16 protein-coding genes and 1 pseudogene are annotated in these 19,274 nt (G+C 60.5%); 7 read left to right on the top strand and 10 right to left on the bottom strand.

Annotated elements, in window-relative coordinates; translation table 11 throughout:
- Window position 1: 1 nt before the first annotated feature.
- The 4 genes from OU997_RS03410 to OU997_RS03395 form a co-directional block, all read right to left on the bottom strand.
- Entirely contained in the window at window positions 2-1,582 is a 1,581-nt protein-coding gene (locus OU997_RS03410; RefSeq protein WP_267809852.1) for an ABC transporter ATP-binding protein, read from the bottom strand.
- 180 nt (window positions 1,583-1,762) lie between these two features.
- Entirely contained in the window at window positions 1,763-2,347 is a 585-nt protein-coding gene (locus tag OU997_RS03405; RefSeq protein ID WP_267808988.1) for an IMPACT family protein, read from the bottom strand.
- Window positions 2,347-3,018: a TetR/AcrR family transcriptional regulator gene (locus OU997_RS03400; RefSeq protein WP_108486032.1), complete on the bottom strand. Its 672-nt coding sequence runs from the start codon at window positions 3,016-3,018 to the stop codon at window positions 2,347-2,349. Before OU997_RS03400 ends, OU997_RS03405 begins: the two co-directional genes overlap by 1 nt.
- A gap of 324 nt (window positions 3,019-3,342) precedes the next feature.
- Window positions 3,343-4,260 (bottom strand): LysR family transcriptional regulator, encoded by a 918-nt coding sequence (locus tag OU997_RS03395; protein ID WP_108486033.1) that lies wholly within the window; start codon window positions 4,258-4,260, stop codon window positions 3,343-3,345.
- Between the two features lie 145 nt (window positions 4,261-4,405).
- Here OU997_RS03395 and OU997_RS03390 point away from each other — a divergent pair, with 145 nt between their 5' ends.
- The 3 genes from OU997_RS03390 to OU997_RS03380 all read left to right on the top strand — a co-directional run bounded on the left by OU997_RS03390 (window position 4,406) and on the right by OU997_RS03380 (window position 8,657).
- Window positions 4,406-5,752: an aspartate aminotransferase family protein gene (locus tag OU997_RS03390; protein WP_267808987.1), complete on the top strand. Its 1,347-nt coding sequence runs from the start codon at window positions 4,406-4,408 to the stop codon at window positions 5,750-5,752.
- 133 nt (window positions 5,753-5,885) lie between these two features.
- The gene (locus OU997_RS03385) at window positions 5,886-7,382 is read left to right on the top strand and encodes a CoA-acylating methylmalonate-semialdehyde dehydrogenase (protein WP_108486035.1); all 1,497 of its coding nucleotides are present in this window, start codon (window positions 5,886-5,888) and stop codon (window positions 7,380-7,382) included.
- Between the two features lie 504 nt (window positions 7,383-7,886).
- Window positions 7,887-8,657, top strand: a complete 771-nt coding sequence (locus OU997_RS03380; RefSeq protein ID WP_267808985.1) for a gamma-glutamyl-gamma-aminobutyrate hydrolase family protein — start codon at window positions 7,887-7,889, stop codon at window positions 8,655-8,657.
- A gap of 151 nt (window positions 8,658-8,808) precedes the next feature.
- On the opposite strand, the gene OU997_RS03375 is transcribed toward OU997_RS03380, so the two are convergent.
- The gene (locus tag OU997_RS03375) at window positions 8,809-9,192 is read right to left on the bottom strand and encodes a DUF3592 domain-containing protein (protein WP_267808983.1); all 384 of its coding nucleotides are present in this window, start codon (window positions 9,190-9,192) and stop codon (window positions 8,809-8,811) included.
- A 1,066-nt stretch (window positions 9,193-10,258) separates the two neighbouring features.
- Here OU997_RS03375 and OU997_RS20940 point away from each other — a divergent pair.
- Together OU997_RS20940 and OU997_RS20935 are read left to right on the top strand one after the other, a co-directional pair.
- Window positions 10,259-11,365 (top strand): annotated as a pseudogene (locus tag OU997_RS20940) (cache and HAMP domain-containing protein); the annotation flags it as partial.
- 15 nt (window positions 11,366-11,380) lie between these two features.
- Window positions 11,381-12,226: a methyl-accepting chemotaxis protein gene (locus OU997_RS20935; RefSeq protein ID WP_371920637.1), complete on the top strand. Its 846-nt coding sequence runs from the start codon at window positions 11,381-11,383 to the stop codon at window positions 12,224-12,226.
- A gap of 327 nt (window positions 12,227-12,553) precedes the next feature.
- Here OU997_RS20935 and OU997_RS03365 read toward each other — a convergent pair whose 3' ends face one another.
- Window positions 12,554-13,339: a substrate-binding periplasmic protein gene (locus tag OU997_RS03365; protein WP_267808980.1), complete on the bottom strand. Its 786-nt coding sequence runs from the start codon at window positions 13,337-13,339 to the stop codon at window positions 12,554-12,556.
- Between the two features lie 218 nt (window positions 13,340-13,557).
- Here OU997_RS03365 and OU997_RS03360 point away from each other — a divergent pair, with 218 nt between their 5' ends.
- On the top strand, window positions 13,558-14,868 hold the full coding sequence (locus OU997_RS03360; RefSeq protein WP_267808979.1) for an HD-GYP domain-containing protein: 1,311 nt from the start codon (window positions 13,558-13,560) through the stop codon (window positions 14,866-14,868).
- Window positions 14,869-14,872: 4 nt separating this feature from the next.
- Here OU997_RS03360 and OU997_RS03355 read toward each other — a convergent pair whose 3' ends face one another.
- The 3 genes from OU997_RS03355 to OU997_RS03345 all read right to left on the bottom strand — a co-directional run bounded on the left by OU997_RS03355 (window position 14,873) and on the right by OU997_RS03345 (window position 17,316).
- Window positions 14,873-15,988, bottom strand: a complete 1,116-nt coding sequence (locus tag OU997_RS03355; RefSeq protein WP_267808977.1) for an HD-GYP domain-containing protein — start codon at window positions 15,986-15,988, stop codon at window positions 14,873-14,875.
- A gap of 153 nt (window positions 15,989-16,141) precedes the next feature.
- The gene (locus OU997_RS03350; protein ID WP_256582954.1) at window positions 16,142-16,480 is read right to left on the bottom strand and encodes a hypothetical protein; all 339 of its coding nucleotides are present in this window, start codon (window positions 16,478-16,480) and stop codon (window positions 16,142-16,144) included.
- 110 nt (window positions 16,481-16,590) lie between these two features.
- Window positions 16,591-17,316 carry an endonuclease gene (locus tag OU997_RS03345; protein WP_267808975.1) on the bottom strand — a complete coding sequence of 242 codons (726 nt, stop codon included), beginning with the start codon at window positions 17,314-17,316 and terminating at the stop codon, window positions 16,591-16,593.
- A 294-nt stretch (window positions 17,317-17,610) separates the two neighbouring features.
- On the opposite strand from OU997_RS03345, the gene OU997_RS03340 reads away from it, so the two are divergent.
- The gene (locus tag OU997_RS03340) at window positions 17,611-18,348 is read left to right on the top strand and encodes a hypothetical protein (RefSeq protein WP_256582974.1); all 738 of its coding nucleotides are present in this window, start codon (window positions 17,611-17,613) and stop codon (window positions 18,346-18,348) included.
- Between the two features lie 196 nt (window positions 18,349-18,544).
- Here the strand turns inward: OU997_RS03340 and OU997_RS03335 are convergent, their stop codons facing one another.
- Window positions 18,545-19,267, bottom strand: coding sequence for a substrate-binding periplasmic protein (locus OU997_RS03335; protein WP_108486044.1), 723 nt, complete (start codon window positions 19,265-19,267; stop codon window positions 18,545-18,547).
- Between the last annotated feature and the right edge of the window lie 7 nt (window positions 19,268-19,274).

Raw genomic sequence — 19,274 nt, 5'->3', positions numbered from 1 at the left:
GTCAGCTCAGGCTGGCAGCAGCGGCTGCCGGCGTGCTTGTAATAGGGGGAAGCGGGGCGAACTCGCCGGCCATCCAGCGGCCGACTTCTACCGCTTCGGTTTCTGCGGTTGCGGCCAGGGGCGAGAGCTTGCCGCTGCACAGCGCACCGATGCGGTCGCTGATCTGGAACAGCTCGTCGAGGTCTTCGGAGATCACCAGAATCGCCGCACCGGCATCGCGCAGGGCAATCAGCGCGCGATGGATCGCCGCCGCTGCGCCCACGTCCACACCCCAGGTTGGGTGCGCGGCCACCAGCAGTTTGGGGTTCTGCAAAATCTCGCGTCCGAGGATAAATTTTTGCAGGTTGCCGCCGGACAGGCTGCGCGCGGGTGCATCGGCATCCGGCGTTTTCACCGCAAAGCGCTGGATGATTGCTTCGGCCAAGGCGCGCACCTTGCTGCGCTGAATCAGCCCCTTGCTCAGCAACCCCTGCTGGAAAGCAGTGAGCAGGGCGTTATCACTCAGGCTCATATCCGGCACCGCGCCATGACCCAGGCGCTCGGCCGGGACAAAAGCCAGGCCCAGTTTGCGCCGTGCATCCGGGTATAGGTCGGCGATGGGGTGCGTGTCGAGGCTGATGCGTTCGCGCTCGCTGCGCGGCAGGCGGGTTTCACCACTGAGCAGGGCGAGTAATTCGTCCTGACCATTGCCGGCAACCCCGGCGATGCCGACGATTTCGCCGCTGCGCACTTCCAGACGGATCTGGTTGAGGGTGCAGCCGAACGGGTCGGCGTTGTGCCAGCTGAGGTCATCCACACGTAAACGTGGCAGGCCGCCACTGGCTTTCGGGTAACTGCTTTCCAGTCCTTCGGCGTCACCGACCATCAACCGCGCCAATTGCAGGTCGCTGCATTCGTCCGGTATGCAATGCCCCGATACCTTGCCGCCGCGCAGCACCGTGGCGCTCTGGCACAAGGCGCGCACCTCGCCGAGCTTGTGGCTGATAAACAGAATGCTGCAGCCCTCGGCGGCCAGACGGCGCAGGGTGACGAACAGTTCGTCGGCCTCCTGCGGCGTGAGCACCGAGGTCGGCTCATCGAGGATCAAGAGTTTGATGTCCTGCATCAGGCAGCGGACGATCTCCACCCGTTGCCGCTCGCCGATGGACAGGCTGTGCACCCGCCGGCCCGGTTCCAGGGCCATGCCATAACGCTGCGACACCTCGCGAATCTTCGGCTCCAACTGTTTCGGTGTGCCGGCCGCTGCGCCCATGGCCAAGGCGATGTTCTCTGCCACCGTCAGGGTTTCAAACAGCGAGAAGTGCTGAAACACCATGCCTACGCCAAGGCGGCGGGCCATGGCCGGGTCGCGCATCTTCAGCAGTTGACCCTGCCAGCGAATCTCGCCGCTGTCAGGTTGGGTAACGCCGTAGATGATCTTCATCAGGGTGCTTTTGCCGGCACCGTTCTCGCCGAGCAGCGCATGGATTTCCCCAGGCGCGATGCTCAGATCGATACGGTCATTGGCCAGGCAGCCGGGGTAGCGCTTGCTGATACCGCTCAGCTGCAAGCGTGGAACAGAAGGGGAACTGGACATGGACAGAGGCTCGGGAATGACAACTGCCCTGGCTAAAGCAAAAAGCTGGCCAGTGAGTCAGAAAAGCCTGCTGGCGGCGTCGATGCGAGCCCTGCCGTAATACCACGCCATTAAGTGGCCCTGGCTTGGTGCAAGGCGACGAGATGCTGGTGCGTTTTGGCGCAGTGCAGAGCGTTGCGCCAGGATTTAGAGCGGCCGCAGCTCACTCCGCCCGCGACTTATATCCGCCAGTAGCCGCTGCAACTCGGCGACCCGTGGCGCGGGGAGTGCCAGGTGCAGTTCAGCCCCCGTGGCGTCGTAGTTTTCGCTCTCCAGCAGGCAGTCGAGTTCCGCCAGGCGCGCCTTGAGCAGCGGCAGTTCGGCGAACAGGCAGTGGCAGCGGAACTGCTCGCGGGCGACTAACTCGATGCGCGGTGCGCTTTGCAGGCACTTATTGGCACTGCCGCCATAGGCGCGAGCGAGGCCGCCGGTGCCGAGCTGGATGCCGCCGTAAAAGCGAATCACCAGCACCGCCACCTGATCCATCTCCTGGGCGTCGATGGCGGCGAGGATCGGCCGGCCTGCGGTGCCGCCGGGCTCGCCGTCATCGCTGAAGCGGTACTGCAGGCCCACCTTCCAGGCCCAGCAGTTATGGCTGGCGCTGGCGTCGCTGTGCGCGGCGATAAACGCCTGCGCCTCGGCTGCGCTGGTAACCGGCGCGGCGAGGGCGATAAAGCGGCTTTTGCGAATTTCCTCGCGGTACTCGCACGGTTCGAGCAGGGTGAAGGGCATCAGGCGTCTTGGGTGGGCGGGGTCAGACCACAGCCTTTGAGGATGATGGTAATCAGCTGGTCGGCGGCTTCTTCGTAATCGGCTTTCACCAGGCGCGAGCGACCGGTGACGCGGCAGATCTGTGAAGCAAAGTCGGCGTAATGTTGGGTGCTGCCCCACAGCAGGAAGATCAGGTGCACCGGGTCCACGGGGTCCATCTTGCCGGCGGCGCTCCAGGCTTCGAACACTGCGGCGCGGCCGCGGAACCAGGCCTGGTAATCCTGATTGAGCATCTGCGAGAGGTGCTCGCCACCGCTGATCACTTCCATGGCGTAGATGCGCGAGGCTTTCGGGTGGCGGCGGGAAAATTCCATCTTGGCGCGGATATAGGCGGCCAGCGCCTCGGCGGGGTCGTCGTCCACGGTCAGGTTGTTGAAGGTGTTGTCCCACAGCTCAAGGATGTTCACCAGCACCGCCTGATACAGCCCTAGCTTGTTGCTGAAGTAGTAATGCAGGTTGGCCTTGGGCAGGCCAACGTTCTGCGCGATGGTGTTCATGCTGGTGCCTTTGAAGCCGTGGCGGGCGAACTCTTCCTCGGCGGCCTTGATGATCGCTTCTTCGTTTTTCTGCCGAATGCGGCCGGCAGGTTTGGTCGTCGGATCGGCTCGGTGCGCAAGTACTTCAACAGTCATGGGCGGTTCCGCAGTGGTCAGGTTTTCGGACGACTGCACTGATAACCCAGAGCCGCCGAGGTGACAAGCGCGAGGGGCAGAAAAAGCTGGTTAAGCGCCATTCGCCGGGCCTTGTGCACTGTCTTTGTGCGGAAAACGACGCGTAACAGCCGGTTGTGCAGTGATCCAATGCGCTGCGGATCAACAGGCCGTTGAAAAACGTAGGCGAGGCAGGCAAGACAAGGCAAAAACAGGCGAGGAAGCGGAGTTTACGAGCTGTAAATGAGCATTCCGAGCCTGTTTTTAACGCCGTATTGCCAACGCAGGTAGTTTTGCAGCGGCCTGTTAACCTTCGGCCAGGGCCTCCAGAAAGCTCTCCAGTACCAGATGCGGACGGCGGCCTTTGCGCGTCACTGAGGCCAGGCTGATGTCATAGAAGCGGCTGGCCGGCTTCAGCACGCGCAGGCGGCCCTGCTGCACCCATGCCTGGGCGTAATGGTCGGGCAGGTAACCGATATAGCGCCCGGTGAGGATAAGAAAGGCCATGCCTTCGCGGTCTGAGGCGCTGGCGGTGCAATTGAGCGCCTGGTAGTGACTCTGCACTTCGGGCGGTAGGCGGAAGGTCGGCGCGATGGCTTCCTGAGCGTTCAGCCGTTCATCCTCCAACTGTTGATCATCGACGTAGAACAGCGGGTGGCCGACCGCGCAGTAGAGCAGCGAGCGCTCGTCGTACAGCGCCTGGTAATCCAACCCGGACAGCGCCGTGACCTGCGGCACCACGCCGATGTGCAGGCGCCCGTCGAGCACGCCTTGCTCCACCTCACTCGGCGGCGTCATGCGGATGTGGATATGCACATCCGGGCCGCGCTCCTTCAACCGCGCCAAGGCATTGGTGATGCGCATATGCGGTACCGTCACCAGGTTGTCGGTCAGGCCGATATTCAGCTCGCCGCGCAGGTGCTGGTGCAGGCCGTTGACCTCGGTGCGAAAGCTCTCCAGCGCCGCCAGCAACTGCTGGGTACTCTGGTAGACCTCGCGGCCCTCTTCGGTCAGGGCAAAGCCGGCGCGGCCGCGTTGGCACAGGCGCAGCCCGAGGCGTTGTTCCAAGTCGCTCATCTGCTGGCTGATCGCCGAGCGGCCGATGCCCAAAGCGCTTTCCGCCGCAGAAAAACCGCCGCACTCCACCACGCTGCGAAACAGCTTGAGCAGGCGGATATCAAAGTCGCTGACTTGGGCCAGTGGGTCGGGGCGGCGAGTGCTCATGGTGAGGTGCTCATGGTGAGGTCTTTGTTTAGCAGTCGCTTAACTAAAGATATGAAGAGTCATGTTTTACTGACTCTAAGCCCGTGGCACCTTTACTGGCAACAGATTCGACTTCACCGCTTCAATCGCCCACACCGAGGCCACCATGAACATGCCGCAGATCGAAGTCCCATCCCTCGCCAGCCAGCTCAAGCTGGATGCGCACTGGATGCCGTTTTCCGCCAACCGCAACTTCAAGCGTGACCCACGCCTGATTGTCGGTGCCGACGGTAACTACTTTATCGATGACAAGGGCCGTCGCGTGTTCGACAGCCTGTCTGGCCTGTGGACCTGCGGTGCTGGGCACAACCGTAAAGAAATTCAGGAAGCGGTGGCCAAGCAGTTGGGCACCCTGGATTACGCGCCGGGCTTCCAATACGGCCACCCGCTGTCCTATCAGCTGGCCGAGAAAATCACCGAGCTGACCCCGGCCGGCCTCGATCACGTGTTCTACACCGACTCCGGTTCCGAGTGCGCCGACACCTCGGTGAAGATGGCCCGCGCCTACTGGCGCTTGAAAGGCCAGCCGAGCAAAACCAAATTTATCGGCCGCGCCCGTGGTTATCACGGTGTGAACATCGCCGGCACCTCGCTGGGCGGCATCGGCGGCAACCGCAAGATGTTTGGCCAGATGATGGACGCCGACCACCTGCCACACACCCTGCAGCCGCACCTGGCCTTCACCAAGGGCATGGCGGCCACCGGTGGCGTGGAATTGGCCAACGAACTGCTGAAACTGATCGAACTGCACGACGCCTCGAACATCGCCGCCGTGATTGTCGAGCCGATGTCCGGCTCCGCCGGGGTGATCGTGCCGCCAGTCGGCTACCTGCAGCGCCTGCGTGAGATCTGCACCCAGCACAACATCCTGCTGATCTTCGACGAAGTGATCACCGCCTACGGCCGTATGGGCAAGTGGACCGGTGCCGAGTTCTTCGGCGTGGTGCCGGACATCATGAACACCGCCAAGCAAGTGACCAACGGCGCTATTCCGCTGGGCGCAGTGATCGCTTCCAGCGAGATCTACAACACCTTTATGAACCAGGCGATCCCCGAGCACATGGTCGAGTTCGGCCACGGCTACACCTACTCGGGCCACCCGGTGGCTTGCGCCGCCGGCCTGGCAACCTTGGAGCTGCTCAAACGCGACAACCTGATCGAGCAGTCCGCCGCCCTGGCACCGATCTTTGAAGAGAAGCTGCACAGCCTCAAAGGCAGCAAGAACGTCGTCGACATCCGCAACTGCGGCCTGGCCGGCGCGATCCAGATCGCCCCGCGTGACGGCGACCCGGTGATCCGCCCGTTCGAGGCCGGTATCAAACTGTGGAACGCCGGTTTCTACGTACGCTTCGGCGGCGACACCCTGCAGTTCGGGCCAACCTTCAACACCAAGCCCGAGCAGCTGGACTCCGTGTTCAACGCCGTGGGCGATGTGCTCAGTAACCTGGATTAACGCATTTATGTAGAAGGGGCTTTAGCCGCGACCCTTTGCTGTCGCGGCTAAAACGGATCGCCGCCCGGCCCCTCCCACGACACAACCTTCTGGCAGCCAAGGCCGCCTCAAAGAATTTGCTAATGGAGTTTTTATGACCCTCGTTAACCACCTGATCCACGGCGAACTGACCGCCGGCACCGGCCGCAGCGCTGACGTGTTCAACCCGTCCACTGGTGCCGTGACCAAGCAAGTGGCCCTGGCCGACCGCGCCACCCTGCAGCTGGCCATCGATTCGGCCAAGAGCGCCTTCCCGGCCTGGCGCAACACCCCGCCCGCCAAACGCGCCCAGGTGATGTTTCGCTTCAAGCAGCTGCTGGAGCAGCACGAAGCGACCATCGCCAAGCTGATCAGCGAAGAGCACGGCAAAACCCTGGAAGACGCCGCTGGTGAACTCAAGCGCGGCATCGAGAACGTCGAATTCGCCTGCGCAGCGCCGGAAATCCTCAAGGGCGAGTACAGCCGCAACGTCGGCCCGAATATCGACGCTTGGAGCGATATGCAGCCTATCGGCGTCGTGGCCGGCATCACCCCGTTCAACTTCCCGGCCATGGTGCCGCTGTGGATGTACCCGCTGGCCATCGTCTGCGGCAACTGCTTCATCCTCAAGCCGTCCGAGCGTGACCCAAGCTCTACCCTGTATATCGCCCAACTGCTGATCGAGGCCGGTCTGCCGAAAGGCGTACTCAACGTGGTGCATGGCGACAAGGAAGCGGTGGATGCGCTGATCGAAGCGCCAGACGTCAAAGCCCTGAGCTTTGTTGGCTCCACGCCGATTGCCGAATACATCTACAGCGAAGGCACCAAGCGCGGTAAGCGCGTCCAGGCCCTGGGCGGCGCGAAGAACCACGCGGTGCTGATGCCCGATGCCGATCTGGACAACGCCGTCAGCGCACTGATGGGTGCGGCCTACGGTTCCTGCGGCGAGCGCTGCATGGCCATCTCCGTGGCCGTGTGCGTAGGCGACCAGATCGCCGATGCGCTGGTCGAGAAGATCGTGCCGCAAATCAAAGCGCTGAAAATCGGCGCTGGCACCTCCTGCGGCCTGGACATGGGCCCGCTGGTTACCGGCGCTGCGCGTGACAAGGTCAAAGGCTACATCGACGCTGGCGTGGCCCAGGGCGCACGCCTGGTGGTCGACGGTCGAGACTTGGTGGTTGCCGGCAACGAAAACGGTTTCTTCGTCGGCGGCACCCTGTTCGACAAGGTGACCCCACAGATGTCCATCTACACCGACGAAATCTTCGGCCCCGTGCTGTGCATCGTCCGCGTCGGCAGCCTGGAAGCGGCCATGCAGCTGATCAACGACCACGAATACGGCAACGGCACCTGCATCTTCACCCGCGACGGTGAAGCCGCGCGCCTGTTCTGCGACGAAATCGAAGTCGGCATGGTCGGCGTCAACGTACCGCTGCCAGTCCCGGTCAGCTACCACAGCTTTGGCGGCTGGAAGCGCTCGCTGTTCGGCGACCTGCACGCCTACGGCCCGGACGGTGTGCGCTTCTACACCCGCAAAAAAGCCATCACCCAGCGCTGGCCGCAGCGCGCCTCGCATGAGGCGGCGCAGTTCGCTTTCCCGAGTAATGGTTAAGTAATACCCAGGGGGCTGATCGCAGGGTCAGCCCCCTTTTTTGATCTGTTTACCTCTGTAGGAGGGGCTTTCGGCTCTGGCATCCTGCTTCGCGATCCACAGGGATGTGGTGAATGCCGCAGACCCGCCGGGAGCGGGTGCGGCCCTACCTCCTGCATCCATGCAGTCGTAGCCGCGCGCTTTGCGACCCTCGCACAGACGTAGGTTGGGTTGAGGAACGGAGTGACGAAGCCCAACGAGCGATAGCAATGCCTGTTGGGCTTCGCTGCGCTCAGCGGAACGCCGCCCGACTCAACCTACCGATTGCATGCAGCACGTAATGGATACATAGCGATAGCTTTACGCAACAAACCAGCCGCGCGGGCGCGGCGTTGGTGCAGTGACCGCAGGTTACGGCACCCCTTGGGTGAGCGGGTTCAGGGTTTCCTGGCCCGTAAGCCCGCTCTCCCAAGGGCAGCCCACTTCAATGACTAATGAAGAGGACTCCTTGCAATGAGCAAACCCATGATTGGCCTTCCCCTGTGCCGTTGGCAGCTGACCAGCCGTGATATTGGCTGGTTTCACCTGGTCGGCGAGAAGTACATCCACGCCGTCACCGGCTTCGGTGCCTTCCCGCTGATGATCCCGGCTTTTGGCGATGATCTGGACATGGACACGGTGCTGGATAGCGTCAGCGGCATCATGTTCGGCGGCTCGCTCTCCAACGTGCACCCCAGTTTCTACGGCGACGACCACCCCGGCCTAGGCCTGGCCGACAAGCCCCGCGATGAAACCGTTCTGCGTCTGCTGCGCGCCTGTATTGACCGCGGCATTCCCTTCCTCGGCATCTGCCGGGGCATGCAGGAAATGAACGTGCTGTTCGGCGGCACCCTGCACCGTGAAGTGCATGCGGTTGAGGGGCGGCTTGATCACCGTGAGGTGAAGGACGTACCGGATGACGTGGCCTACGGCCCGATCCACAACGTGGCCCTGACCGAGGGCGGCGTGCTGCATTCGCTGTTTGGCGAGCGGCAGATCAAGGTCAACTCGCTGCACGGTCAGGGGATTGATCGACTGGGTGAGGGCTTGCAGGTTGAAGCCGTGGCCGAAGATGGGCAGATCGAGGCGGTCAGTGTGATTGGGGCTAAAGCCTTTGCCGTTGGGGTGCAGTGGCATCCTGAGTATCGTTATTGGGAGAAGGCGGATTACAACGCGCTGTTGGAGGCGTTTCATCAGGCGGCGAGGGAATATCAGGGGAAGAAGCTTGGGCGTCGTAGCGAGGCTGCTGTGGCCTAAACACTGCGCTGGTGATTGAAAGCAAAAGGCCCGTCGAGTGACGGGCTTTTTTGTTTTGAGCATTGATGGGCATCACTGCGCTTAACCCATGCTGCGTGTTTTCTGCATGGGCGAAGAGATACGGAGTAAAAGAACGGCAGCTGACAGCGGGTTAGTGACGTTTTAGAACGCTGCGCTCCGGATCTTCTGGGTCGTAGTAAACCTTAACCGTTTTACCCACTGGGTATTCCGCCAGTTCGCGCTGGGCGAGAGATTCGAGGCTGTAAGTGTGGCTGCGTACTCGAATGCGTTTACCTATGTAGGTAGAGGCATTTACCTGGTACGAGTACTGGACCCAGACTCTATACGCGTAATGATGCGTTGACGTACGGCTAGAGCTGTTGCCGTAATCCTTCCGGTTTTCCTTGAGAATCTGCGAGCTGGTAATCACGCCATGGGTATCAGGCCATTCTTTTGAATCGCCCATCTCTAGGGCTTCTTTAGCCGCGAAGAAAGCAGCCAGGGCCATACAGAGCACTTGCATCAGCTTCTTCATATTGCTCTGCCTTGCTGTGGATCAGTCAGTTGCCAGTGATATGAGTAGTGGTTTTGGCGGTTAAAACAGTGCAATGAGTTTTCATCCAGCCCGTAGTATGGGGCGAGCATAGCGATGCCCATCAATAGTGGCTATCTGTAACCATCATGTCTGCGCTCGCCATCCGCTTAATCCTCCCGGGCAAAAGCACGCCCGCACATAACGATGAAAAGACGACCATGGGCAGTTAACTAAACGCTGTATACGTATTGCCCGACCTATCGGTTCCGCCCTTACGGCGGCCCACTTTTGGCAAACGCCCGGATGGCCGGCCCCGCCAAAAGTAAGCAAAAGGTCTTGCCCCTTGCCTCCGGCCCGACTTCGTCGGGTTCCCTAGCTCCACCATTGTTCCAGGGGCCGGCGTACAAGGGCCGTCCCTGGCCCTTTACGCCTCTCGCCGCATCCATGCGGCTCGCTCCCTTCCACAACGATTCCACTCGGCCTCCTGAATGGGGCGTTTGGTGTCGTTTGTGAGATCGCGGATAGAAAAGCAAAAAAGCAAGGCGTGTTTCACCCGCCCTGCAGGCTAAGGACCCGTAGGAGCGGCCCATGGCCGCGATGCTTTTGCTTTTTTGTTTTTGCCGTCCACAAATCGTGTAAGCAACGCGGTCCCCGAATCCCGTCAGGAGGCCGAGCGCAGGTGCTGTGGAGAGGGGCGTTTGGCATGGAGGCCAAACGAGGCATGTCGGGCCATGGATGGCCCGTCTTGCCGACCCTCGGAACAGCACCGGAGCGAGGGGAGTTGAGCGCAGCGAAACCCGGATGCCGGGCGCGCTTTCTCTTTGGTTACTTTCTCTTTCGCGCGAGCAAAGAGAAAGTGACTCGGCGTAAAGCCGAAACCAGTAAGCAGATCCAATACACAGGCGGCGGAATGCCTGCGGTCAATCATCGGAGGATTTACCGCAACAGTCGTTTTCGCGCCGCCGCTGTGTCGTGGTGAGGCCAGCGCTGGCGCTGTCATACGCCTTAACTATCCTCTACAAGCGCCGATAGAGCGTATTACTGGCCAGCTAGAAGGCGATGTCCCATGAATATCAAATCCAAACTGTTGCTGAGCTTTCTGGTGGCAACCCTGATTCCGGTTCTGGTGGTGGCGCTGCTGACGATTCGCAATGTCACGCAGCAGGCCAAAGAGAACTTTCTGGTCGCCAGCAGCCTGGATATGAAGCTGGTGAACAACAGCTTTGCCACCTTCTTTGATTCGGTGGGCTACACCGTTTCTGCCCTGGCGGAATACCCCGCGGTGCAGGATGCCCAGAACGGCGAGCTGACCACCTACTTCGGTGAGGCGCGCAAGCCGGGTCAGGTGGCTACCGCCAATGGTGGACGGGAGAAGCAGATTTTCGATTACTTCTCCAGCATCGGTAAGAACAACCCCACCTTCGGCTACGTGTACATGAGCGATACCAAGGGCGGTTATGTGGAGTGGCCGGGCACCGGGGATTACGGTGATTGGGACCCGCGTACGCGCGAGTGGTACCCCATTGGCAAGGACGCCAATTTCACCCTGGCCCGCCGCGACGGTTATTACTGGGAGCCGGATGACGCGGTGTATGTTTCGGTGCTCAAGGGCTTCAAGGATAACGCCGGGCAGTTTGCCGGGGTGGTGGCGGTGGATGTGTCGCTCAAGGCGCTGACCGATATGGCGCAGAAGGTGCGCTTTGGCGAAACCGGCTTTCTGATGTTGGCGGAGGGCAGCGGCACCTTGCTGGTGGATGGCCTGCAGCCGGACAACAACTTCAAGAAGGTCAGCGAGCTGCCCGGTGAGCACTTTGCGGTTATCGGCAAAACCGAGAACGGCCTGGTCGAGGTGGAGATTGATGGCGTGGCTTATATGGCCAACGTTTATACCTCGCCGGAGCTGGGCTGGAAGTTTGTTGGCTTCAAGCAGGCCGACGAGATTTACGCGAGCGCCCGTGAGCTGACCTGGATCACCCTGATTGTCTGCGTGGTGCTGGTGCTGGTATTTGGCGCGGCTGGGGTGGTGATCGCCAATCGGATCGTCAACCCGATCAATCTGGTGAAGGATGGGTTGCGCACTATCGCCCAGGGTGAGGGTGACCTGACCCGCCGCCTGGACCTGCTCAGCCGCGATGAAACCGGCGAGCTGGCCAAGTGGTTCAATCAGTTTATTGCGTCGATCCAGGGCATGATCAAGGTGATCAAGGAGAACGCCATCAGCATGGATGGCGTTTCCAGCGACACCAACAAGCGCACCACGGCGATGTCCGCCACGCTGCAGCGCCAGTTGAGTTCGGTGGAGCAGATCGTCACGGCGGTGACCGAGATGTCCTCGGCGGCCAATGAGGTGGCCAAGACCTGCGTGCAGACCGCCGAGGTGTCGGAGCAGGGTCTGGCCGCCACGCGCAATGGTAAAGAGGTGATCGCGCGCAGCACGTCCGGGGTCAACAAGCTCGGCACCAGCATCCAGAACTCCAGCAAGGTGATTCAGGAGCTGGAGAAGGAAACGGTCAACATCAATAACATTCTCTCGACCATTCAGCAGATCGCCGAGCAGACCAATTTGCTGGCCTTGAACGCGGCCATCGAAGCCGCCCGCGCGGGCGAGCAGGGCCGTGGGTTTGCGGTGGTGGCCGATGAGGTACGCAATCTGGCCAAGCGCACTCAGGACTCCACCGAGCAGATCAACAATATCCTCAACCTGCTGGTCAACCGCATCAAGGAAGTGACGGTGAGCATGGATCAAAGCCTGGTCGAGTCGGGCAAGGCCATTGGGCTGTCCGATGAGGTGATGGCCGCCTTCGAGAGCATTGAAGGCAAGGTGCAGATGATCCGCGACATGACCATGCAGATCGCCACCGCGACCGAGGAACAGCACCTGGTGACCGAGGAAATCAACCAGAACATCGTCGCCATCAACGACGCGGTAACGCAGATATCCGCTCAAGCTGCCGAGGTGGAGAGCTACGCCCAGGAACAAAGCGGCCTGAGCAGTGAGCTGAAACAGCTGGTGGTACGCTTCCGCACGGAATAAGGCCGGTTGCGTTGAGCCGACTAACCCCAAGAAAAAGCCCCGCAGTTGCGGGGCTTTTTCTATCGGCGATATCCATGGCTGTGCGCAAACTGTATCGCCAATAGCTGGGCGAGTTAACAGGGCGCATCTGTTGCGCATGACGTTGTTCTATTCCGCCCCTTATGATCGCCGGCTTGTTTACTGCACTGGTCAGAGAGGGCCTTACGGATGAAGCGATATCTGCGTCAATGGAATTTCTGGGTGCTCTGCGTGCTGTTGGGTTGCGTGCTGGGGTGCGGGACGTCGGCAAGGCGGATGATCGGGTAGGCGGTAGGCGTGTAATCAGGCTCAGGGGGTGGTGGGTGTTTGCCAGTCATTGACTGAGTAGCGCTGGAGAATTTGCGCGAGCCGTCCGTTGCGGCGCAGTTCATTCAGGCCCGTGCGCAGCAGCTCGAGGCGTTCTGCGGCGTGAGGGTCGGCCGGTGACAAGGCAATGTGCAGGTTGGCACGGTAGCCGGGCAGTACGCCTGCCAGGCGGGTGAGGTGAGCAATTCCCATTTTGCTGACTTTGCGCTTGAGCACGTTGCAGTTATCCAGCACCAGATCAATGCGTTTTTGCAGCAGCATCGACATCAGGCTGCGCAGGGGTAACTCGCCTTTGGCCTGGTACACCTGCGGGTGGTTGCTGCGCAGGTACTGGTCGAGCGGGCCGCCGGCATCGTAGTGATAACCCTGAATGACGCCGATGTGGTGCTGTTGCAACGCGGCAATATCCGTGAAACGCCAGGGGTCAGTGTGCCGGGTCAGAAAGCAGGTGCTGTCTTCGCCCATAACCAGTTGCAGGCGTTTATCAGGGGCGCTGTTGTACGTGTTGGCCAGAAGGATCTGCGCACCACCGTTAGCCACCACCTGTACGGCGCGTGACCAAGGCTTGAGTCGGTAGTTGATGGTGAGGCCCTGTGCCGCAAAGATTTCTTCCAGCACTTCAACCATGTAGCCGGGTTTGCCGCTGGCGGGGTCGCAGTTATAGGGGCAGAACTCGTCTCCGACCAGGCGTATGGGCTCAGCCGCCACCACGGAGGTGCTGCACAGGCAGCTGGTTAGCAGGGTTAAAAGGACGCGCCGTACGGTCAAACCGGTGACTCTCTTTCTGTGGTTGGGGCGGTGAAAAACGGGTTGCTGATGTGAGGGTAACCATCCCGGCGAGTGATGGCCATGCCCCATCTGTGTTTTAGCCCGTGTCTGTATGCGAATCCGCTGTGTGCGGCGGGATCTGTGCCGCAGTGTGTTGCGCTCGAATTGACGTGCCGCAGCTTCTACACTGCATGGGCACGCCGTTACGAGCCTTGTCCATGTACGAAAGCATTCGCCTTAAACGCCGCAAGTTGGATGTGTCGCAGCTTGAAATCGGTATGTTTGTCTGTGAGGTGGACCGCCCCTGGCGGGAAACGCCGTTTCTGTTTCAGGGCTTTCCGCTGCTCACGGTGCAGGATTTACGGGCGGTGCAGGAGTGCTGCCAGTACGTATTTATCGATGAGTTTCAGCGCGTCAAGGTCAGCCTGATGCCCTCTTCCAGTGGGCCGGACGCGCGCCCGTCTCACAAGCGTGCGCCGTTATCCAAAGAGATGCAGCAGGCGCGGCGCAACCGTGACAAGAGTTCGCAGCTGATCAAGGATGTGTTTTTTGACATCCAGCTTGGGCGCGGCATCAACACGCTGGCGTGCCGCGAGGTGGTGCAGGAAAACTTGCAAAGCCTGCTGCGTAACGAAAGCGCCATGCTCTGGCTGACGCGCATGAAAAGTCAGGATGAGTACACCAGCCAGCATTGCCTGTCGGTGTCGATCATGGCCATGGGGTTTGGCCATCACCTCGGGTTGGTGGGCGAGAGCCTGGAGCAGCTCGGCATCAGCGGCATGCTCCACGATGTGGGTAAGATCCGTGTCGATCCACTGGTGCTGAACAAGCCGGGCAAACTGACGGCCGACGAGTTTGAGCACATCAAGGAGCATGCGGTGCTCGGCTATAAGCTGCTGCTCAGTCACCGCGACTTGCCGTCGATCGCCATTGATGTGGCTCACGGGCATCACGAACGCCTTGACGGGCAAGGTTATCCGCGCGGTCTGGGCGCGGCGCAAATCCCGTATTTCACGCGCATCATCAGCATCATTGATTGCTTTGATGCCATCACCAGCCGGCGCGTGTACGACAATGCACGCAGCGTCAAAGACGCCTTCAAGGTGCTGATGGATTGCCGCGACAGCCATTTTGATGCCGAACTGGTGATGCGCTTTATCGAATGGCTGGGCATCTTTCCGGTTGGCACGCTGGTGGAATTGCACACGGGCGAGATTGGCCTGGTGCTGGAGAAACACCCCAAGTTGCAATTGCGGCCCAAGGTGGCGGTGCTGATTGATGCAGAGGGCCAGCGCTGCGCGCCGCGCTTTCTGGATTTGTCGAAAATCTGCACCGACGCGCAGTCGCAGCCGTATCGCATCACCGCCTGTTTAGCCGATGGCTCGATGGGCTTGAGTCTGTGTGATCCACAGGTGCAGGCGTTGCTGGATAACCGCGAGCTGGCCAGTCTGGATGATGAGGCCGAAGTGCCGGAATTGTTGGCTCACTGGCAGCGTTACAACCACGAGGCTGAACCGTCCGTGGAGTAAAGTCTTAGCCGAAGACGTTCTCGCGGAAGCAATGCTGGATGTGCACGATGTCGTCGGCTTGGGCCAGTAGCGCGTGCAGGCAATCGGGGTCGAACATCGTGCCGGAGCGCTCCGTCATCCAGGCAAAGGCGTCTTCATTGCGCCAGGCGGATTTGTAGGGGCGGTCACTGGTCAGCGCGTCGAACACATCGGATACCGTGACAATGCGCGACTCCAGTGGAATGTTTTCACCGCTTAAACCATCCGGATAGCCGCTGCCGTCGTAGAGTTCATGGTGATGCAGGACGATGTTGCGCAGCATGCCCACCTGGCTGACGCTGGCCAGGCCGAAGTTGGCCAGTAGCTGATCGATCAGTTCCAAACCTGCGCGTGAGTGCTGGCGCATAATGCGCTGTTCATCCTCATCCAGCCGGCCCGGTTTGAGCAGCACGCGGTCGGGGATGGTGATTTTGCCCAGGTCGTGCAAGGGGGCGAACAGGTAAACGTGCTCCACAAAACTGTCGTCCAGGCCGCGTGGGGCGGCCAGTTTTTGCGCGATGAGCCGCGAATAGCGGGACATGCGCTCAAGGTGGTTGCCGGTTTCCGGGTCGCGGGCGTGGGTCAGGGTCATGGCGGATTTAAGCGTGGCCAGCAAGGTGCGTACGCTGGAGCGCTCGTTGTAGACCATCAGGCTGGCCAGGTGGCTGAGGACATCCAGCTCACTGAGCAGCATGCCTTGGAAGACATCGCTGCTGCGGGCATTGAAGAATACAAAGCCGAAAAAGTAGCCATTGACGCACATTGGCAGGGTATAGCTGGAGCGATAGCCCGCATCCAACAGTGCCTGGACGTGTTGTTTTTGGTTGCCTTGCAACAGGGCAAAGTCGTTGATCACGCGTGGTGTCTGGTTGACGGCGACGGCTTGCAGCCAGGTGGTGTCCTTGAGTTTGGCGTGGTAGAAGGGCAATGAATTGGGACCGTCCTCAACGGCGACGAAGGTTTTTACCCAATCGCTGCCATGGTCATACAGGGCGATGGCCAGGCGCTGCACATGCGGGTACTTGAGTTGCAGGGTTTGCAGCAGGTGGTGCAGTTTGTGCTGCAGCGGGCTTTGATCCTGCAAGTCATGTAACTGTGACATTCCTTGTTTCCCCTTCAGGCGTGTCTGCTGTGAGCGTAGCCGTCATAGGCAAGGCTGCCAACGTAGTGTGCGGACCTGCGCAGCCTAGGTCGGCCCAGTCAGTTAATCGACGCTATGCCCCTAAAACGAAGCCCCGCAGGAGCGGGGCTTCGTTTACCAGTCGTCGTGGTGGCGGCGCTGGGTTTTGCGCCAATGGTTGTGCGGATATCGCGGTTCGGCCACGTAGTAAACCGGCGCGGGTGTGTAGTAGACCGGGCGTGGCTCGTAGTAAACAGGCCGCGGTTCGTAATAAACCACGGGCGGTGGGGCGCGATAGACCGGTTGTGGTTCGTAGGCCGGCGCGGATCGCTGGCTGACCAGGACACCGCCAAGGATGGCGCCGATTACTACACCCGCGGCCACATCGCCACGGTCGGCTGCCAGAGCCTGTTGGGCACCGGCGAAGGCCAGGCTGGCGATCAGGCCGGTGATGAGGGGGGAACGCGCGTGCATGGTCGAAACTCCTTTGTGTGCCGGTCTGCTCCGGTCACTGTGTTCGACTGCGCGGGATTGCCGGCATTTCGCAAGGCAATGTAAATCCTGTGTAAAGAGCAAGGTCTGGCCTAGCCTCGGCGATTACCCGCTGCACTGGCACGTTGCAGTGGTTGGCACTGGTTAGGGTCATAAGTGCCAACGTAGGGGTTGCCGTGCCCCATCACACAGCCAACCTGCTGGTTGCGCCAGCGTTCCCATTCGCTGACCGGGTACTGGCGATTCCAGGCTTCGTACGTTCGCCGGTCAAGCGAAGACAGGCGCAGCTGGTAGCGTTCGGCCATGTACAGGTAGATGCGTGCCGATGCCCCTCGCGCGTGTTGTGGCGGCATGGCGATCTTGGCCTTGAAATTGACCACCATAGGGCAGGCACCGTATTGGCTGGGTTTCTCGCTGAGCATGCCAAGGGCATAGTTGGAGCGGTCACCATTCACTTCGCCGATGCTGGGCACCAGGTTGTGCAGGTCGGCTTCAGCGGCCTTGAAGCGGGCGTCGTTGCGTGCGCAGTTCTTGCGTCCGCCTTGTTGCCAGCACTGGCGCTGGTGGCCGATCACCCAGGCAGGTACCACATGTTCCCATTCCACGCGTTGGGCGCGGCGCAGTTGTTTGCGCGGCTGGTAGCCACAGCTGCTGAGGTCGACGCGGTTGCCGCTGTAGCTGCACTGGCAGTAGAACGTAATAGGGCGTGTGGCGTAGATCTGCCAGGCAATTTTCTTGGCGGCGTTGAAGCTTTGCGGGGCTTCGGCGTGAGCAGGCAGGGTAAATAGCAGGCAAAACAGGACAAGCAGGCGCAGCATGGGCTTCTCGGCGGCAAAAAGCCGCGGATCATACCGCTTAAAGCGCTCTGTTACGGGGCTTTTGTCGGGTGTGGGTGGCGGATTTCAATTTTATTCCGCCCGAGCAGCACTCTTCGGGCACAACCTGAGCTTGTATCGCTAGGTGCTTGATTGCGCAGTAAGTCATGCCTTTGGGCAGAAAAACTGGCCGATCTGGATTTTGTTGCTAGCGTTACCTCACCACACCGCAGCGGATGACCTCCACTGATGAACACTGTGCAGCGTTTACCCAGGCTGGAAATGCGCCCCCACAGCATGTCGGCCATGCTGCTGCGTTACGGGGCTGTGGCCGGGCTGGTAGTGGTTACGCTGCTGATGTTGGGCGGCTGCGCTTCGCGGCAGGATCATCAGGCCATTATCGAGAACCGCAGCCCGATCAAACCCACCGAGTTTTTTCAGAGCCATGCCGACCGCATGGCCACCTTGGGCATGCGCAATAACCTCAACAGCCTCTATCGCCTGATGGACAAGCTCTACCTGCGTAACCCTCGCGAATGGCGCAAGACTGGCCTGCCTGATGCCGAGGCGGCCAAGCGCGCGGTGCATCGTGCCATTGAGCTGGATCAGCCGCTGCCACAACTGGGTGGGCGTACCGACATTGCGGCGCTGAGCTATGCCTTGAGCGCCGAGTACCAGGGGGACCGGGTTGGAGCCTTTATCTACTCCCTGGCCAGCATGTTGATCACGGCCCATGGCGGTCGTACCGAGTATTACCTGAGTGACACGCTGGATCCTCAATTCATCCACAACGCCGCGCGCAATATGGAAACAGCCAGCTGGATGCTGGCTCGTCGTACCGATGCCGGTGGCAAGCCGTGGCTGCTGTCAAACGAGATTTCTGCGGATGGGCACAACCTCAGCTATGCCGTGGAATTCGGCAAGATCGTCGCGCGTCTGGACCTGCTTACCGACGTTCTGGATGAGCGTTACCGGCGCATGGGCGTCAATTATGCGCAGGGCCTGTTATTCCTGAACTTCCTGCCGGTGCAGTAGTGTCCTGCTAGGTTATCTCCAGACCTTCGTCCTGGAGTCGACTGTGCCCCGCAATCTGGTTGCAGATGTTTGCAGCTCTGTGCTTTGAGCGTTTCGGGTGATCGTTTCCACTGATGCTTGCGGCCGTTCACCACGCCGTAGACGCAGAGCAACACGCAGGCGATAGGCGCTGCGACGCGGCATGCATGTTTCGCCGTCAGTTCCAGCGTTGGTAGATGGTATTCAGACTGCCGGCCTGCTTCAGCCGCTCCAGGGCATCAGCGAATACTTTGGCGCGGGCATGATCGCCTTTGGCAAAGGCTACATAGCGCGGCATTTCTACCAGTGGTTTGTGCAGGATGCGCACACCCTGTTCGGCGCGTTGTTCGCGCACGAAATACATCAGTTGCACCCGATCACCGACGATAATGTCAATGCGCCCGGCCAGCAGCATGGACACCAGTTGACGCGGATTCTGTGCGCTGGTGTCACGCCGCAAATCGGCTTTATCGAAGTCTGATTGGTAGGCGTATCCGCGGACTTGGCCAATCACATACTGCGACAGGTCATCCAGGCTTTGCCAGTCATGGATGGCCGTCTTGCCGGTGGTCATAAATACCGTCGAGCCAGTGCGAATGGGCCCGACCAGCTCATACTGCTGCATACGCTCAGGGGTGCCCGCAAACTGGAAGGCCATGGCGACTTCACTGCGGTCGAGCATGCGCTTGACGCGCTCCCAGGGGTACAGTCGCAGGTTGTAGGCAATCTTGGCCTCCTGCAACACGGCCTCGACCAACTCGACATCCAGGCCGTGCGGCTGGTCATCCTCAAGGGTGACATAGCTGTAAGGGGCAAACTGTTCGTCACCCACCACATGCCAGTCTTCAGCCTGTAACGACCAGGGCAGCAATAGCATCAGGTACAGCGCAGTCATTCGCATGAGAGCC

Origin of the sequence: Pseudomonas sp. SL4(2022), assembly GCF_026625725.1 — a bacterium.
Taxonomy (GTDB): domain Bacteria; phylum Pseudomonadota; class Gammaproteobacteria; order Pseudomonadales; family Pseudomonadaceae; genus Aquipseudomonas.
The sequence above is the reverse complement of the archived record's forward strand: the minus strand, read 5'-3'. Positions and strand labels throughout refer to the sequence as shown.

Coding starts and splice junctions, on each gene's coding strand:
- OU997_RS03335 (WP_108486044.1), bottom strand. CDS start 19,267: ATGCGAATGACTGCGCTGTACCTGATGCTATTGCTGCCCTGGTCGTTA.
- OU997_RS20935 (WP_371920637.1), top strand. CDS start 11,381: ATGATCAAGGTGATCAAGGAGAACGCCATCAGCATGGATGGCGTTTCC.
- OU997_RS03375 (WP_267808983.1), bottom strand. CDS start 9,192: ATGAAGAAGCTGATGCAAGTGCTCTGTATGGCCCTGGCTGCTTTCTTC.
- OU997_RS03345 (WP_267808975.1), bottom strand. CDS start 17,316: ATGCTGCGCCTGCTTGTCCTGTTTTGCCTGCTATTTACCCTGCCTGCT.
- OU997_RS03405 (WP_267808988.1), bottom strand. CDS start 2,347: ATGCCCTTCACCCTGCTCGAACCGTGCGAGTACCGCGAGGAAATTCGC.
- OU997_RS03395 (WP_108486033.1), bottom strand. CDS start 4,260: ATGAGCACTCGCCGCCCCGACCCACTGGCCCAAGTCAGCGACTTTGAT.
- OU997_RS03360 (WP_267808979.1), top strand. CDS start 13,558: ATGTACGAAAGCATTCGCCTTAAACGCCGCAAGTTGGATGTGTCGCAG.
- OU997_RS03380 (WP_267808985.1), top strand. CDS start 7,887: ATGATTGGCCTTCCCCTGTGCCGTTGGCAGCTGACCAGCCGTGATATT.
- OU997_RS03355 (WP_267808977.1), bottom strand. CDS start 15,988: ATGTCACAGTTACATGACTTGCAGGATCAAAGCCCGCTGCAGCACAAA.
- OU997_RS03350 (WP_256582954.1), bottom strand. CDS start 16,480: ATGCACGCGCGTTCCCCCCTCATCACCGGCCTGATCGCCAGCCTGGCC.
- OU997_RS03400 (WP_108486032.1), bottom strand. CDS start 3,018: ATGACTGTTGAAGTACTTGCGCACCGAGCCGATCCGACGACCAAACCT.
- OU997_RS03385 (WP_108486035.1), top strand. CDS start 5,886: ATGACCCTCGTTAACCACCTGATCCACGGCGAACTGACCGCCGGCACC.
- OU997_RS03340 (WP_256582974.1), top strand. CDS start 17,611: ATGTCGGCCATGCTGCTGCGTTACGGGGCTGTGGCCGGGCTGGTAGTG.
- OU997_RS03390 (WP_267808987.1), top strand. CDS start 4,406: ATGAACATGCCGCAGATCGAAGTCCCATCCCTCGCCAGCCAGCTCAAG.